The organism is Novosphingobium mangrovisedimenti (genome assembly GCF_025153475.1).
In the GTDB taxonomy this organism is placed as follows: Bacteria; Pseudomonadota; Alphaproteobacteria; order Sphingomonadales; family Sphingomonadaceae; genus Novosphingobium; species Novosphingobium mangrovi_A.
On record NZ_JANZXA010000012.1, the window covers coordinates 128,266 to 143,826 of the forward strand.

Genomic DNA, 15,561 nt, shown 5'->3' on the forward strand with positions numbered 1-15,561 from the left:
CACGGGGCCGGGGGGCCTATCCGCTAGACGGGCTCCGGTTCGTAAGGCGCAGAATCAAGCTGCGGGACAAATCGCCCCAATGAAAGCGTCGTGTGCTTCCCCCTGGGCAGCGTTCACGTCGCCAGCAGCACAGTTTACCACCAAACAGACGGTCGAGGGCGAGTCTAAGTCGACACTATCGTGGTGCGCGTTGGCGACGAGGTCGCCGCAGAACAGCGCAACTGGACGAATGGCAGCTACGCCAATTTGCCTTTCGAAAGGAGCCGTCCGGAAAGTCGGGGGAAGCGAACGTTCCCGACCTGCAGATGCCCCAGCCCCTGCTGCTTGTCAGCCGGTTTCGCTTCGCAAGGAAGCGATTCTGAGAGACTGGATCGGCGGCGGCGTCATACGGCGCATTGCATACCGTCTTAGCCAGTCCTCCGAGCCGATTCAGATCGCCTTTCTCGGCAGACCAGCGTCAGTTGGAGGCTCGCAGTGGCGACCCCAGGCACGAAATGAGCACGCTGCTGGTCCTCCCCAGAGATCACATATTGCGCAAAAGCCGGGCACTCGTCTGTCGAATGATCGAGCAACCGGGAGGAGAGCAACTTCAGGCTACGGCGTTGCCCGTTGGACAGCTCGGACATGTCCTCGCTCAATTCGTTGAGCGGGGCCGATCCGAAAAGTGAAGCGTTTGCCCAGAAGGCAAGTCCCGCCGCATTCGTGCGGAGTTCGCGGCCGCGGCCAGACAGGCGGACAAGTCGACCGACCCGTCCACCTGCCGACTTCGTCACCTCTTCGGCGGGCTCAAATGTTCGGCCGCGTTGTTGCCCGCGGCCAGATCGTACATGTAGTTGCAGTCGATGTAGGTCCCGGTCGGCTTGTTGTCATCGCCGATCCGACTGAAGCCACCTTCGAACACGACATAGTAGATCACGCCTTCCGGACCGGCCACGCGCTCGCTGGCGACGCCACCCTGATCCAGGTAGAAATCATTGTGACGCAGTTCATGGCCATCGAATGAAAAGCTGCCTTCCCGAATGTAGGTCTGAACCTGGCCATGATTGAAATGCGCGGGAATCACAGCGTTCGGCCCGGCCTTGATGAAAGCCGTCCAGCCCCCTGTTTGCCTGTCGATGTGATTCAATCGGAAGGACAAGCCCTCCAAAGGCCCATCAGTCCAAGGCAACTCAAGCGGGCGGATAATGGCCGACCCATCGGCGAAAAGGCTCGCCCCCTTGAACTTCGTTTCCCACTTTTGTGCTTCTTTCAGCATTGCGATCATCCCGCTCCAAACTGTTCTTGTGTCACTGGCTCTCCCGGCGCCCGACGGCACCGCCGCTCGGACACCGAGATAGCTTCAGTCCTGCTTCTGTAATTTCCCGGCCACCTCTGGCGCAGCGGCTCAGCCTTCGAAGAACATCTCGCGCACCGGCGGCGGCGATTCCAAGTGACCTGCGGCGTTGTTCGCCTTGGCCGCCTTGTACATCCATTCGACATCGACATAGTCGCCGACCGGATTGCCTTCGGCATCGGTCCCGGAAATACCGCCGTAGAAGATGTTAAAGCTTTCCTGCCCGTCCGGGCCGATCGTGGGCTCGTGCGCCACGCTGCCGCACTCGATGTTGATTTCCTCTGCGTTCACGCGGTCATGAACGTAGGAATGCCCGCCGCTGGTAACGTACACGTGCACGTCACCGAAATGGTAATGATTGTCCGTTTGCGTGTTCGGATCGATCTTCATCATCACGGTCCACATTCCCGAGCGACGGTTGATCGCCAACAGCTTGAAATAGGTGCCGTCCAGCGCCCACGGGGTCCAGGGAATACTATCCGGACGCACAATCATGGAACCGTCCGAAAGCCTCTCGGTCGTCACGTTCCTGATGCTCGTTTCACTCGCCATACCAAACTCCTTCCCAATGGCCACATCCCGGCGGCCGTTGCATTCCGCCGCCTGTTGCATGCCTGTCGTTATTATGGCTCCATGTTATGCACTGGCCTAATATGAATTCAACCAGAGGTTCGCATGAAGCAGGTTCAATCAAATGTGCACGCAGGCTTGGTACCCACAACAATCGTTATTATTACGTATATTATGCGTATAGTATACTTTTAATGCATATCTAATATGCGTCAACTGCAATGGGTTGTTTTTCGGCTAATTGCTCTTCAGGAAAGCCGGATTGAAGCCGCAGAACCGAATTGACGACAAAGGGATTTGCTCCACGAGACGATCCCCACCTTCCAAGCCCATCCCGAGTCTCCTTCAGGCCATGTGCATTGCAGATACAATGAATATCAGATATGCAAATATTCGCAAGCATTAAGCGCCACGTCAGCGGTCGTTGCTGCGTGAAAACAAATTGGAGAGAGCATTGCCGCACGAAATCGAAAAACAACCCGTCCTGACACTCCCCAGGTGCGAAGACGCCGACTTTTCTTCGGCCATGGGAACGTCGAGCTTCCAGAATCTGGCACTGCGGGGCGACATGATGAAGGAAGGCTGCACGTTCCTGTCGCGCATGGCTCCGGGTGCCATTGCCCCCTGGCACTGGCACACGCACACAGAAGAGTTGGTGGTCCTGAAGGGCACGATCGTCGCACACCTTGAAGGACAGGATCCCGTACGCGTGGAAGCGGGTGGATATTCGCAATTGCCGGGCAAGCACATCCATCGCTTCCGCTGCACAGACGAAGGAGAATGCCTCGTCTTCGTGGTGGATGAAGGCCCTTTCGACCTGCATTGGGTCGATACGAAAGGCAATGAGATTTCCGAGGAGGAAGCCAATAGGCGGGCCCTGGAAGAAGGAACCGAAGGCTGGTGACACAAGCCAATGGATCATAACGCGGAGCTTTGAGCGCAGTAGCGCTTAGATGGCCGCATCAAAAAGGGAGCGAAGATCATGCCGACCTTTGCTCCCTTTCCTGTTGGCACCGCGGGCCAATCGACCGTACGACTACTTTCCCGAAGGAAGTGCATAGGCGATCAGGTAATCGCCCGCCTTTGTGCCCAGTAACGAATGGCCGCCGGCAGCAATCACGACGAACTGCCGTCCAGACTTCGAAGACACATAAGTCATCGGGGTCGCCTGGCCGCCTGCCGGCAGCCTCTTTTCCCAGAGCTTCTTGCCAGTCGAAGTGTCGAATGCGCGGATATAGTCGTCCATCGAGGCGCCAATGAAGGTAAGACCGCTTCCGGTAACGATGGATCCGCCGGCACTGAAGACACCAGTCGGCAGGGATAGCCCCAAGGGGGCCGCATCTTGCGTTGTCCCGAATGACCGGCGCCACAAGATCTTGCCCTTGCGCAGGTCGATTGCCGCCAGTTCACCCCATGGCGGCGCGTTGCATGGCAGACCAAAGCGCGAGGTCCAGGGCGTCGACGTGGCCGCATAGGGCGTCCCCGCCTGGGCGTAGACCCATCCCTTGGGCGCCGGTTTGGTCGGAGCCTTTTCCGGCTTCTGGTTGAAGACCGTGATGCCTTCGGCTACGGCCTCCTCGCGGGGGATAAGGCCTGTCAGGTAGGGAATGTAGTTGGCGTTGACCACCAGGACCTGGCGCCGGGGATCGAAAGAGCCACCGCCCCAGTTGAACACACCGAAGATGTCGGGATAGCCAATGGACCCATCAAGGCTTGGTGGAGTGAACTGGCCATAATAGCGGCGCTGCTTGAAGGTGATGCGGCACAGCATCTGGTCCAGGAACGTAGCCCCCCACATGTCGCGCTCGCGCAGATGAGGTGGAGAAAAGGAAGCGAAGTCCTTGGGATAGGGCTGCGTCGGAGAAAGTCGCTCGCCGGGAGCGGCCCCCGATTGCGGAACCGGACGCTCGACAATCGGAACCAGCGACTTGCCAGTCACACGGTCAAGCATCCAGATTTCGCCCCGCTTCGACGTGGAAACCAACGCCTTCTTGATTCCGTCTGCAGTCCTGATGTCGGCCAGAATGGGCTGCGCGGCCACGTCCATGTCCCACAGATCGTGATGCATCATCTTGAAGTTCCAGCGGACATTGCCAGTGTCCACCTCAAGCGCGACAATGCCGCTGCCATAGAGGTCGTTCTCCGGGGGCCGAAGCCCGCCATAGTAGTCCGGCGCGGGATTGCCCATCGGAAGGTACACCAGCCCCAGTTCCGGATCGGCGCTGAACACACCCCATGCATTGGGAGTTGCCGGAGCGTAATGTTCACCGGGCTTCAGCGGACCGCGGCTTGTGGGGGAGTTTCCTTCCCACGCCCATTTGAGTTCGCCAGTCTTCGCATCATACGCTCGCACCACGCCGGACGGCGCGTGGACTGACTGGTTGTCGTAGACGAAACTTCCGACAACTGCCGTACCGCCCAAGACCAGGGGAGGCGAAGTCACATAGGCATGGCCGGGGGTAGACCAGTCCATGCCTGCGTTCAGGTCGACCGAACCGGCATTGCCGAAGTCGGCACAAGGTTTGCCACTGGCCATATCGAGTGCGATCAACCGGTTGTCGATTGTCCCGGTCAGGATCCGCTGATCGCAAAAGGCCGTGCCACCGGTGCCGTGGTAGTACGAGACCCCGCGGCAGGTATTGGTCGGAGCCGCGCTGCCATCAACATGGGGATCGAAACGCCAGACTTGCTTGCCCGTTTCAGCATCGACGCTGATAACTTCGTTTACCGCCGTACACAGGTAAAGGTTATCGCCAACCTTGAGCGGCGTCGCTTCAAAGGAACGCCCGTTGTGGCCGGTCCGAAAGGTCCAGGCCACCTCGAGATCGGCGACATTGGCCGGCGTGATCTGGCCCGCGCCCGAGAAACGATCTCCGGCAAGCGTGTTGCCGTAGTTCAGCCACTGATCGGCAGGCTGATCCGGCGCGGCGGCGATCGACTGTATCGTGGAACCGCTCGGCCTGAACGCTCCCGCGAAATAGGTGCTCACGACAAGTACGACGGCGGCCAGTGCCAGTAACGGCCCCATGATTGCCGCAAGCAACCTCGCCCTGCCTCGGAAAATGGACCAGCCCCTTGCTTCATGCCCCCAAGGCAAGATGAACCAGAGCGCCAAGCCGGCCGGCATCATGATCCGTGCGAGGAGCCCCCCAGGGCGACAAGCCTACTTCGCCCAGAGCCCACAGCATCGTCGCGACAACTAGGGCGAAATAGAGCCATGCCGCCCTGTTGTCCCGGCGCGCGATAAGGAAAGCGACAACCAGGAAACCAACCCCGGCGAGAAGGTAGTAGAGCGAGCCCCCCAAAGTAACGAGGTAGCTTCCGCCAGAAACAAGAAACATGCCGATGATCGCGAAAAGGACCACGCCGATCCAGTTCAATTTCGACACCAGAGAACTGTCTTCCATTAGGCCCTCCAAAGAATCATCATAAGTGTTGATCGGGCGCGGACATTCACCGTCGATGGGTGGTCCGCCGCCGACCCGTCAAAGCCGGACGACGGTCCGCCCTTCCGTCTTGCCAGCAAGGTTGAGAGCCAATGCCTCCGGCAGGTCTTCGAATGCGGCAAAGCTACCGATCCGCGGGGAAAGCAGGCCTTTGGCCCACAGGGCGCCCAGCGCTTCATGCGCCTCCTGTACCGCCTCAGGTCGCCGATCGCGGTAATCCGTCCATTGCATTCCACTAACGGCGATATTCTTCACCAGCAGATAGTTGGCCTTGATGTTCGGTATCTCTCCAGCGGCGAACCCGACCACGACCAACCGGCCACACCAGGCCATGGCGCGCATGGCTGCCCCCAGGAAGGCACCTCCGACAGGATCGATCACAACATCCGCACCATGGCCATCCGTTGCCGCCATGACCTGTTCGCGCAGGCTGTTGGCGAGATCGTCACCGGACAGATCGATCACCGCATCGGCACCAGCTTCGTGCACGATCCTGGCCGCGCGCTCAGAACGCACGCCTGCGAGCACTTTCGCCCCCATCGCCTTTGCAATCTGAAGCGCCGCATATCCGACATCCCCATTTGCCCCGCCAACAAGAACGACGTCATCAGGCGTGAAGCTCGCTCGCTCCGAAAGTGCAATGTATGCCGTCTGATAGGCCAGCCCCATACCGGACGCGATCTCGAAGCTCATGCCATCGTCAAGTTTGAAAAGCGCTTCCGGCCGCGCGACCGCTTGTTCGGCAAATGCACCGATCCCCGGCTGGGCGATCACACGATCACCGGGAAGAAATTCAGTCACGCTAGAGCCGACGGATCTGACTATCCCGCTGAATTCCATACCTGGCACGAAGGGGCACGAAGGCAGCTTCTGGTACTTGCCAGCGATCAGGAGATTATCGGGAAAGTTGAGACCGATAGCCTTCACCTCGACCACTACATCGCGATCGCCGGTTTCTGGCGCCGGTCGTTCCTCAAGCGCCAGCGAATGCGGCGGACCGAACGCGTTCACAATGTAGGATTTCATGTCAGCGCGCCCACGCGGCGCCCCGAAATCGGCCTGCCCCACCTGCCCATCCACGTGCGAAGGCGGCTGCACGGCAAGTGCCGACCCGAAAATTTGGCTGCTTGCATCCTCTACCCCATCGATCTTGGCTCTTGCGCCAACTGATTACAAATGCATAACGGATATGCAATAAAGGTCAATAAGCAAGAGCCGGGCAGAGCCCGTGCAAGTGACCGCCGCAACGCGAAAGACAGGGCAGAGGCAGAATGGCTGACCAGTATGACGTGATCGTAGTTGGCGCTGGCGCAGCGGGCCTCACCGCAGCATGCGTCGCAGCGGTACGCGGCTGTTCGGTGCTGCTGCTGGAACAGGCAGCCCAGATCGGGGGAACCAGCGCGATTTCCGGCGGGATGGTCTGGATGCCTGCCAATGACAAGATGAAAACGATCGGGCTTGACGATGATCTGGAGAAAGCCCGGCAATACTTGTATCCCCTGACGGGGGACGCTTCGAACGAACGTCTAGACGCGTTCCTCGAACGCAGCAGCGAAGCGCTGACCTTCCTTGAACGACACACGTCAGTTCGCCTGCGCCCGGTCAGGTCTTACCCGGACTATTATCCCTTTCTCGCAGGAGCCCAGCCCGGAGGGCGTGTACTGGAACCCGTGCCCTTCGACGCAACCAAGCTGGGCGAAGCCTTTGCATGGCTGCGCCCGCCCCTGCCCGAATTCATGCTGCTTGGCGGAATGATGGTCAGTCGCGAGGACATTGCCCATTTCCGCCGGTTCGGTCGCTCGTTGGGTTCGTCATGGCGCGTACTCGGGCTTGTGGCCAGCTACCTCAAGCAGCGCATCGCCGCGCCGCGCGGAACGACACTCTACCTGGGCAATGCATTGATCGCACGCCTCTTGAAGTCGGCGCGCGACGTCGGCGTCGACATGCGCCTGGGAGCAAGCGTCAATTCGCTGCTGCTCGAACAGGGGCGCGTGATCGGAGTGCAGGCTAACGTCGATGGCAAGGTGGTCGAATTCCACGGCAAGGGCGGCGTCGTTCTGGCAACGGGCGGCCTGTCTCAGGACGCTGGCTTTCGCGCGCATTACGTGCCGGAAACCATCGGAGCCTGCACGGCGACCGTACCGCGCAACGGTGCAGCCTGCGGAGCGCGCCTTGCCACCACGGTTGATGCGCGCATGAGCGATCCAGCCGAGGGCAGTGGTTTCTGGGTGCCGATATCCAGTTTCACGTATCGCGACGGCAGCCCCGGCTATTTCCCGCACACGGTGACGGACAGGGGCAAACCGGGAATGATCGCCGTGGCTGCGGACGGCAAGCGCTTCGTCAACGAAGCGCTATCCTACCATGAATTCGGCCTGGCCCAGATTGCAAGAGGGCGTGCAGCCATCCCGGCCCACCTCATCTGCGACAGCGCCTTCCTCTGGAAATACGGCATAGGCCGCATCCGTCCATTCACGATGGCGCTCAAGCCCTTCATCGCAAGCGGTTACTTGCGCACGGCCCAGACAATCGAGGAACTGGCGGCGCACATCGGCGTACCGCCGGCTGTTCTGAATGGAACCGTTGCACGATTCAACAAAGATGCGGCGCACGGGCAGGACCACGAGTTCGAACGAGGCGCAGACATATATCAGCGCCACCTTGGCGACGGCGAGGTACAGCCGAATCCATGCGTTGCACCTGTCGCCAAGCCGCCGTTTTACAGCGTTGCCGTACGGCCGGGCGACCTTGGCATGTCAGCCGGCATCGTGACGAGCCCGACGACCGAAGTCCTTTCAAGCTCGGGAGAAAGCGTACCGGGGCTCTATGCATGCGGAAACGACATGCAGTCAGTGATGAACGGGGCATATCCGGGTCCGGGCATCACCCTGGGGCCTGCCCTGACATTCGGGTACGTCGCCGCGACCAGGATCGCTGACGGCTTGCAGTCCTGAAGCATGCCACCAGGCAGAAACCGCGCACTTTATTCCAGCGGCCATGTGCCGCGCATTTCGTGAGGCAGTTCAAGTGAATGAGATCGTCATAGTGACGGGTGCAAGCCGCGGCATAGGGGCTGCCATTGCCTATCAGCTGGCAAGCTCCGGCTATACCGTCGGGTGCATTTCGCGCTCGGGTTCATTGCCGCAAGTAGAGGCACCGGAACCTGAAGTCATGGCAAGGTGCGCCGCTCTCAGCGCAGACGTGACCGACGAGGGCGCGCTGCGCAAAGCGATCGCCGATCTGGCCGCGTCCGGGGCAAGGCTCGTGGGACTGGTCAACAACGCCGGCTTTCATACGGAATGCCCATCCGCTGAATTATCTCTGGCCGAATGGCGCGCGGTGATGGCAGGCAACGCGGAATCCGTGATTGTGGGATGCCAGGCAGCCTTCCCGTTTCTGCGGGATTCAGGCGGTCTGATCGTGAATATCGGATCCTTCTTCGATAAGCTCGGGGTGAAACAGAACCTTGCGTACTGTGCATCGAAAGCCGCGGTCGGCTCGATAAGTCGCGTTCTGGCGGTAGAATGGGCGCGTCATGGTATTGCCGTTGTCAACATCGCCCCCGGCTACATCCTGACGGACCTGAACCGCGACGATTGGGAAAAGCCGGGTGGGATGCTGCGGCCTTATCTGGAAAAGCGCATCCCGGGCCGCAAGCCCGGTTCGCCGCGGGATATCGCAGCGCTCACCGCCAATCTGTTTTCCACGTCCGGCACATTCCTGTCGGGCGAGACCATCTATGTCGACGGGGCGCAGGCCCTGGTTGCCTGACGGCACCGCACTCCCCCGAATGCATGAAGGGCGCGGCAAGACGCCGCGCCCTTCAATCCCCCAACCGGCCAGCTGGCTCAGTAGCGGTAGCTGATCGTCGCTCCGTAGGTGGCCGGCATGCCGGGATACCGGGTCAGGGTTTCGTAGCTCGCGACGACGTTCGTCCAGTAGTACTTGTTGGTGATGTTCTTGCCCCAGATCTGGAACCGCCACGTATCATCGCTGCTGTGGATACCGGCGCGCAAATCAATCAGGGCATAGTTGGGAATTTCGTACGTCGGTTCGCTGAAGCCGACAACCGAATTGGCCTTCGACCTGTATTTCAGCGAGCCTCCCAGGAAGGCATCGACCCGATCGCTGACCGGAAAATCATAGTCGGCGGACACCGAGGCCTGATATTTGGGCGAGAACGGCACGAGCGCCCCGGCGAAATCATCCTCGACACCGCCCGCGTTTATCCCGACGTATTCCTTAACCTTGGAATCAAGGTAGATGAAGGCACCGTTGATGCTCAGGCCCCGGACCGGCCATAGGCTGAGTTCCAGTTCAACGCCCTCGGATCGCGACTTCGGGATGTTCACCAGCGCATCGACGATACCGAACACGGGATCGATGATCTTGGTTCGAAGCTGCTTGTTCTTGTAGTCGTAATAGAACGCCGCCGCGCTCAGCTGCGCCTTCTTGTCGAACAGCGTCAGTTTCGTGCCGATCTCGAAGGCCATGACCGATTCCTGCACGACCGGCAGGTATTCTGACTGCACTGCAGCGGACACGGCGGGGTAGCTGCCTGCCTTGTACCCCTTGGCCACGTTGGCATAGATCAGCGTCCCCTGCTGGGGCTTGAAATCAAGACCGGCTCGCCACGAGACATTGTCTTCCTTCAACGTATCGCTGAACGGCCCGCCCAGATAATCTGCCGGATCGCCGTCGCTCGTGATGTTGTCGAGCACGAAGCAGGCCCCAGGCTCATACGGGCCCAGCCCCGGATTGAAGATGCTTGAAAGCGAATTGAAAAAGTCACCGGTAGGGTAGGCACCATCGACACCCTGATCATAGTAGCAAGTGTAGTATTTTCGCCTTGCATTAGTGTATCGTATTCCTGCCTTTGCAGTAAGGTGATCCGCGATATCATATTCAGCGTCACCAAATGCCGCAATCGTACGCATAGATTGCTGCGTGGTGTACTCTCCGGTCAGGATGCCGAAGAATTCGTTCGACGAATTGTCACTGAAATCCAGCTCGCTGATCTCGTCCGCAGTACTGCGATCGTAATTGCCGCCAATCGTGAAGCGGAAAAGCCCCGAGGTATCGTTGGAAATCCGGAGTTCCTGCGAAAACGAGGTAACATTTCCGCGCTGGTTGTAGACATCCAGAATGCGCGGCGCCACGCCGTCGCCACCCTGGGTCTGGCGCAACTTGAAGTCCAAGTATGAGGTGAGGCTGGTCAACGTCAAGCCTCCGCCCAACTCGATATCCCCGCGCAGGGACGCCTGGTAGAACCGGTTGTTGGAATAGGGCTTGTGGCTGGGCGTATAATCCGCCGCCCGCGCATCCTCTGGCGAAACAGGATAGTCGCTCAGGCTTGCTGGGAGGTTGTCGGGGTCCACCTGGGGTTGAAAGCCGAAAACCTGGGGCACAATCGGATCGGACCGGTCATTCCAGGCATTGAGTGCCAATTCGAACTTAACAGTGTCCGTTGGTTCGAAATCGAACAGAGCGCGCCCCGTGTAGACTTCGCGAGAACCGTTGGTCAGATCGTTGGCATAGTAGCCCCTCTGCCAGTCATCCCCCTTGATGATGCGCCCCGCCACACGCGCCTTGAGCGTATCGCTAAGTGGTCCGGAAAGATATGCGTTGGCCTCGAAGGTGGAAAACCGACCATAGGTCAGATCACCTCCGGCAGTGAAGCTGCTGGTCGGCTTGGCGGCAACGAAGTTGATCGCACCCCCGGTAGAGTTCTGTCCGAACAGCGTGCCCTGCGGCCCCTTGAGAACTTCCACGCGCTCAACATCGAAATTGGCTTGTCCGGTCAGGATCGAAAATGGCAGTGAAACCTGATCCACATAGACACTGACCGTAGGTGAAGCACCGATGGTGACATCATAAAAGCCTACGCCGCGCAAGGTGAAGACCGGTGCGTTGCTTGCGCTGGTCGTGAAGGAAAGGCCCGGTACGGTTGTGGCGATATCCTCGAGGGAGGATATCTGCTGGTTCTTCAAGGCCTCGCCACTGAGCGCGGTAATTGCCATGCCGACATCGTTTATTGACTGTTCGCGCTTTTGCGCGGTCACGATGATGGCATTGCCATAGCCTTCGTCATCACCTGCCGCCTGCGCGAACGCAGGTGTAGCGGCAAGAATGGCCATCAAACTGGTCGTGACCTGCAGACCAACGAACTTCGATCCTGTACGCCTGAACATTGACAAACCTCCTCCCCCCACCGACCAGCGCCCAAGTCGCCTGGCCTGCTCCCATCACTCTTGCCTTCAAATCATCCCAATTCCACAGGTGCCCGGCATGATCGCCTGGCGCGCAGCGTCGGGGCAGAGCCATGTCCGCAACTCTCGCAACCTGTGGCGTTCTGCAAGGCAGGCGACTTAGCCTGCAAAGCTTGCTTCTCGCTCAACCAGCCCTAACGCCCTGCCCTGGCACGAACATTCAGAATTGATACCGTGCCTCCAGCATCCATGTACGAGGGCTACCGGGCACGGCACTGTTGGACTGAAACAGTTCGCCCAGCGCAACGCCGCCAACCCAGTATTCCTTCTTGGTCACATTCTTGACGATCGCAGCCACACTGAATCCGGTGTCGTTGTCCGCGATCTGAGCGCGCAAGTTGACCAGAGCGTATCCGGGAAGAACGGCCCCCGGATTGAGATTGGCGGTCGACACGAAATAGACTTTGGACTGCGCGTAGACATCGCCACGAACGGATAGGTCGAAGCGGGACGAGAGCGGCACCGAAACATTGGCGAATGCCGCCCCGGACCACTTGGCAACGTCCGGATACGTTCCGAATTCAACCGGTGTACCGCCGGCCACCGAAACCAGGTTGTCGGTAAAGTCCGCATCGGTGAAGTTGAGCTGACCACCTACCGTCAGCCAGTGAGTCAGATCGACATGGGCGTCCAACTCGGCTCCGCGCACACGCGCCTTGGGCACGTTGACTGTCACTGCCGCCGGACTGATCCCGACAAGGGTATAGGCCACACGCTGCGCATCGCGAATCCAGCTTTGATACAGGGCTATATTGATGTGATACGGCATCGCGCCGCGCCCCTGATGCTTCAGCCCCAGTTCCAGGTCGGTCAGCGATTCCGTTCCATAAATGGTGCCGCCCTCTTCGGTGGAAATCGGGAACGGCTTGACCAGGCCATTCAGGCCGCCGAGGCGGTAGCTCCTGCGCTGGGCCAGGTAAATCAGCGTGTCCGGGGTGGCCTGGTATTGCAAACCCAGCGTCCAGCTCACCGAATCGAAGCTCTTGTTCTGCTTGAAATCGAAACCCGGCTCAGGCGCGAGAACATTGAAATCGCGAGGCTGATGACGAAGCCTGGATTCCTGATTCGTGTAACGCAGCCCAGCAGTGAAGCTGAGACCTTCGACCCCCAGCGCATCCCCCAGGTCATAAGTCCCCTGTCCGAAGACCGCGTAAGTCGTGTTTCGCTTGATGTATTCCGAAACCTGAATGACCCGGGTTCCCGGAAAGTCGAACAGGTCGCTGGTCGTCAGGTTGTAGATCTTGTCTTTCGAGAAAAACGCGCCAAGCACGTAGTCGAGATTTCCGGCAGCCGCCGTCCCCTGCAATTGCAGCTCGGACGAGAAACTCTTGAGTTTGTCACGGCGGCCCAGTGGCTCGCCATCCGCAGTTTTCGGGTAGAAACCGTTGCTGTCGATGCCGAACGGAGTACCGTCGATATCACTGAACGTGGTCGAGTTGCTATCGATATATCCCAGGACCAGCTTGATCTTGGTGGCGGGACCGACATCGACCGACGTCGCATTGGAGATCAACAGCGCCTTGCTGTCGTACGAGTTCAGGCCGTCGATATCCACCTTGTAGGGGCCACGCTGACGCTGGAGTTCCAGGAAAGCCGGCAGTCCACCGTCCGGAAGATGCGGCGTGGCCGCAGCATAGGCTGCCCCCGCTTCAGGACCGAGCAGGTAGTCGTCAGGTGAAGACACGTCCGTGAAACCGATGCCTGGCACCAGGCCTGTAGGCAGGATGCTGTACAGCACGCCCGTGGTGGAAGACCCGCCGCTCTTCAAATAGTCGGCAACGAAAGTGTTCTCGACCCCCGGCGCGGGTCGCGCCAATATCGTTAGGCGCCCGCCGGTCCGATCGACCACGCCGATTGTGCAATTGCGATCGGAACGCAGGTCATCCCGAGAAGGATCCTGAGGCAGCCCGAACAACGGATAAGGCTGGCGGCAGGACGGGTTCAGGTTCTCCTGGAAACCATCGCGGTACTGGTGGACGCCGGCCAGGCGTACGATGAAGTTGCCATCGGCCAAAGGCACGTTGATGGCGCCTTCGGCATGGATCGCGCGAAAGTTGCCGCCTCGGCCAAGCAGGTAGCCGCCAAAGGTCTCGGCAGGACGAGCCGTCGTGAACAGCACGGCACCGCCTGTCGCGTTCCTGCCGAACAAGGTGCCTTGCGGCCCTTTCAGCACCTGGATCGATTCAAGATCATAGAAGGCCGAGGCACCTGCGATGCCTGTGGAGAGCGGCACTTCGTTGAAATAGGGCAGAACGCCGGGAACGGTGTTGCTGAAAGCATCCAGCGACTGACCACGGATCACGTAGTTGAGCTGGTTGGAGTTCTGCGAGGAACGAACCGTGAGCCCCGGCGAACTGATCTGCAGGTCGTCCTCGGACGAAATGGCCCGCTCCTTCAGGGCTTCCGACGTCAGGGCCGCAACCGAAACCGGAGTGCGTTGAAGGCTTTCCGCACGGCGGCGCGCAGTAACGATGATGTCGCCCGCAGCAATACCGCCTTCGGCGGATACGGCATCCGTTTCCATTCCGGCGTTACCGGCAACTTGCGCGTAAACCGACGCAGGCGCCAGAGCCGCCAAGGCCACCGACGCCGAAAAGATACCCTTCAAGATTGCCATCTTGTACCCCTCTCCCAGATCTTTCATGCATTAAATGCATTTCGTTTATGCATTTAATGCATGACTCGCCCAGCGGTGTCAATACACTTATTGCATTCCTAATATGCAAAATATCTTCAGATCACAGTTCCCCGCATCCGTTCACATACGAGACGAAGTCTTCAGAACTTCCGAGTGTGGAGGGAACCGAGCCCCGTCAGCGCCGCTCACCAAGCCGAGGTGCAGGGTTCAACGCATCATCCGACTGGAACACGCGCGCGATTGGCAAAGGAAGTGCGGGCAACGTCACGCCGTCAACGACGACTTTCCTGCCGAAGGTCTTCCGCACTGCCTGGTGATCCCCGCTGACAGCCTCGGGCAGATCGCAGACCAGCGAGCAGCAAACGTCGGATAGGCCGAAAGCCTTCATCCAGTCCGCGGCACTACGCTGCGCCATGATCTCTGCGACCGCCGACCGGACCTGTTCGGGATTTTCATCACACGAATCGCGCAAGGCATCGGGCAAACCGATGATCCGGCAGAATTCGACCCAGAACCTTTCCTCCATGGGCGCTGCGGCAATGTGACGGGCGTCTGACGTTCGGTAGTATTGATAGCGCGGGCTTCCACCATTGGTCAGGCCCAGATTGGGGGCCGTCCAGTGACCGGAATAAAACCCCTCGCCCAGATCGGCATAAGCGAACATCGGCAAGGCGTCGCACATGGCCACATCAATGTAGCAACCTTTGCCCGTTTGCTGGCGCTTCAACAGCGCCAGCAGCACATTGATGACTGCAGGCATACTGCCACAGGCGATGTCCGCAATCAGCGCAGGAGGCAAGATCGGGTCGCCTTGCGCATCCACTGAGCGCTGCGCGAGCCCACTTTCCGCAAAGAAGTTCAGATCGTGCCCGGCTATCGAGGCACGCGGCCCTGTCTGGCCCCACCCCGTCACCGAACAATAGATCATACGGGGATTGATCCGGCTGACCGTTTCATAGTCCAGCCCGAACTTCGCCATCACGCCGGGCCGGAACTGCTCAACCAGAATATCCGCGCGTTCAAGCCAGGGGCGCAATGCCTTTTGATCATCGGCATTCTTCAGGTCCAATACCAGGCTCTCCTTGCCCCGGTTGAGCATGTGGAAATTGGTACTGTCAGCGCCCAGCCTGGGTTCGTAATGGCGCATATCATCGCCCCGCCCGGGCCGCTCGATCTTGATGACACGGGCGCCAGCCTCGCACAGCATCAGGCTCGCAAGCGGGCCGGGCAGCAGCATGCCGAAGTCGAGGACCAACAGGCCGCTTAGCGGAGACATGCCTGATCCGTGCGGTTCATGGACACGAT

General features: G+C 59.5%; 11 protein-coding genes. 3 read left to right on the plus strand and 8 right to left on the minus strand.

All coding sequences use genetic code 11. The features are described from left to right. Positions 1–769 precede the first annotated feature (769 nt). Entirely contained in the window at positions 770–1,255 is a 486-nt protein-coding gene (locus NZK81_RS16710; protein WP_260047213.1) for a cupin domain-containing protein, read from the minus strand. Between the two features lie 129 nt (positions 1,256–1,384). Then, positions 1,385–1,945 (minus strand): cupin domain-containing protein, encoded by a 561-nt coding sequence (locus NZK81_RS16715; protein ID WP_260047214.1) that lies wholly within the window; start codon positions 1,943–1,945, stop codon positions 1,385–1,387. A gap of 382 nt (positions 1,946–2,327) precedes the next feature. Here NZK81_RS16715 and NZK81_RS16720 point away from each other — a divergent pair, with 382 nt between their 5' ends. After that, on the plus strand, positions 2,328–2,807 hold the full coding sequence (locus NZK81_RS16720; RefSeq protein ID WP_260047216.1) for a cupin domain-containing protein: 480 nt from the start codon (positions 2,328–2,330) through the stop codon (positions 2,805–2,807). Between the two features lie 132 nt (positions 2,808–2,939). Here NZK81_RS16720 and NZK81_RS16725 read toward each other — a convergent pair whose 3' ends face one another. The 3 genes from NZK81_RS16725 to NZK81_RS16735 all read right to left on the minus strand — a co-directional run bounded on the left by NZK81_RS16725 (position 2,940) and on the right by NZK81_RS16735 (position 6,375). After that, positions 2,940–4,946, minus strand: a complete 2,007-nt coding sequence (locus tag NZK81_RS16725) for a pyrroloquinoline quinone-dependent dehydrogenase (protein WP_260047217.1) — start codon at positions 4,944–4,946, stop codon at positions 2,940–2,942. Between the two features lie 37 nt (positions 4,947–4,983). Next, positions 4,984–5,310 carry a hypothetical protein gene (locus NZK81_RS16730; protein WP_260047218.1) on the minus strand — a complete coding sequence of 109 codons (327 nt, stop codon included), beginning with the start codon at positions 5,308–5,310 and terminating at the stop codon, positions 4,984–4,986. 78 nt (positions 5,311–5,388) lie between these two features. After that, entirely contained in the window at positions 5,389–6,375 is a 987-nt protein-coding gene (locus NZK81_RS16735) for an NADPH:quinone oxidoreductase family protein (protein ID WP_260047219.1), read from the minus strand. Between the two features lie 245 nt (positions 6,376–6,620). Between NZK81_RS16735 and NZK81_RS16740 the strand changes: the two genes are divergently transcribed. Beyond that, the gene (locus tag NZK81_RS16740) at positions 6,621–8,303 is read left to right on the plus strand and encodes an FAD-dependent oxidoreductase (RefSeq protein WP_260047220.1); all 1,683 of its coding nucleotides are present in this window, start codon (positions 6,621–6,623) and stop codon (positions 8,301–8,303) included. Between the two features lie 73 nt (positions 8,304–8,376). After that, a complete protein-coding gene (locus NZK81_RS16745) occupies positions 8,377–9,120 on the plus strand; it encodes an SDR family NAD(P)-dependent oxidoreductase (RefSeq protein WP_260047221.1) in 744 nt (247 codons plus the stop codon). 77 nt (positions 9,121–9,197) lie between these two features. On the opposite strand, the gene NZK81_RS16750 is transcribed toward NZK81_RS16745, so the two are convergent. The 3 genes from NZK81_RS16750 to NZK81_RS16760 all read right to left on the minus strand — a co-directional run bounded on the left by NZK81_RS16750 (position 9,198) and on the right by NZK81_RS16760 (position 15,511). Continuing rightward, a complete protein-coding gene (locus NZK81_RS16750; RefSeq protein WP_260047222.1) occupies positions 9,198–11,540 on the minus strand; it encodes a TonB-dependent receptor in 2,343 nt (780 codons plus the stop codon). Between the two features lie 238 nt (positions 11,541–11,778). After that, positions 11,779–14,235: a TonB-dependent receptor gene (locus tag NZK81_RS16755; RefSeq protein ID WP_260047223.1), complete on the minus strand. Its 2,457-nt coding sequence runs from the start codon at positions 14,233–14,235 to the stop codon at positions 11,779–11,781. Between the two features lie 196 nt (positions 14,236–14,431). After that, positions 14,432–15,511 (minus strand): CaiB/BaiF CoA transferase family protein, encoded by a 1,080-nt coding sequence (locus tag NZK81_RS16760; RefSeq protein ID WP_260047224.1) that lies wholly within the window; start codon positions 15,509–15,511, stop codon positions 14,432–14,434. Positions 15,512–15,561: the final 50 nt, after the last annotated feature.

Coding starts and splice junctions, on each gene's coding strand:
- NZK81_RS16710 (WP_260047213.1), bottom strand. CDS start 1,255: ATGCTGAAAGAAGCACAAAAGTGGGAAACGAAGTTCAAGGGGGCGAGC.
- NZK81_RS16715 (WP_260047214.1), bottom strand. CDS start 1,945: ATGCAACAGGCGGCGGAATGCAACGGCCGCCGGGATGTGGCCATTGGG.
- NZK81_RS16730 (WP_260047218.1), bottom strand. CDS start 5,310: ATGGAAGACAGTTCTCTGGTGTCGAAATTGAACTGGATCGGCGTGGTC.
- NZK81_RS16735 (WP_260047219.1), bottom strand. CDS start 6,375: ATGAAATCCTACATTGTGAACGCGTTCGGTCCGCCGCATTCGCTGGCG.
- NZK81_RS16740 (WP_260047220.1), top strand. CDS start 6,621: ATGGCTGACCAGTATGACGTGATCGTAGTTGGCGCTGGCGCAGCGGGC.
- NZK81_RS16750 (WP_260047222.1), bottom strand. CDS start 11,540: ATGTTCAGGCGTACAGGATCGAAGTTCGTTGGTCTGCAGGTCACGACC.
- NZK81_RS16755 (WP_260047223.1), bottom strand. CDS start 14,235: ATGGCAATCTTGAAGGGTATCTTTTCGGCGTCGGTGGCCTTGGCGGCT.